General features: G+C 51.7%; 1 pseudogene. It reads right to left on the bottom strand.

Annotation, left to right across the window (positions count from 1 at the left end):
• A pseudogene (locus tag ACYVK4_RS33625) lies at window positions 1-822 on the bottom strand (transposase); the annotation flags it as partial.

Raw genomic sequence — 822 nt, 5'->3', positions numbered from 1 at the left:
CAATACCTCTTCTAAACGTAGCTCATTGGCGGCCAATCGCTGCTGAAGCTTGAGAGCGATATCAGGCAAGTACTGGCTATCCCGGCCATCGGCAAAATCGGCCTGTACATGACTAATGACGCCTTCGGCCGTATCAACTGCCAGGCTACAATGGTAGTTTAGTTTGCGGGCTTTACCCGGCTTAATCGAGATGCGGGCATCGGGATCGGTGGGACTGTAGTGGGTTTTGTTGCTGAGTAACTTGGCCTTTTCGTTACCGGCCCCTAAAGTAGTGGGTGCACTTTTCAGGTTTTGCTGATGCTTTTTCAACCGTCTCAATTGGTGATCGGCTGCGGTAATCACCGACGCAGCTTGACGGGGGCTGGGTGGAGCGATGGAAGGCACTGGCTCATTCTGACCCTCAGCCGACCGGACCAGCCTGGGACTCGGTAGATTGGGTTGTTTTTCTAGCAGTCTTTCCATCGAAGCATTGGCTTTGACGGGGGCCGAGTCGATGGCTACCCTACGGCCAGCCACCGCAGCCGCGGACGGTCATGTTGCTGGCTACACATAAGCTAAATACTTTATCGAATACTGCCTCAAAAAGTGCTTCCGGGTAAAGTTGTCGAGTACGACTCAGGGTAGAGTGCCAAGGAAGCGGCTCGTCAATGTTATAGCCTAGGAAATACAGCATATCCATGCGTAGGGAGCAATGCTCGACCAACTTTCTGTCGGAGGTAATATTCTCCAAGCAACCGATAAGCATGAACTTAAAGAATACGACTGGATCAATGGAAGGGTTTCCAGTATGGCCATAGAGCTGTTTCGTGGCCTCATAGATGA

Source organism: Spirosoma aerophilum (assembly GCF_054782495.1).
The sequence above is the reverse complement of the archived record's forward strand: the minus strand, read 5'-3'. Positions and strand labels throughout refer to the sequence as shown.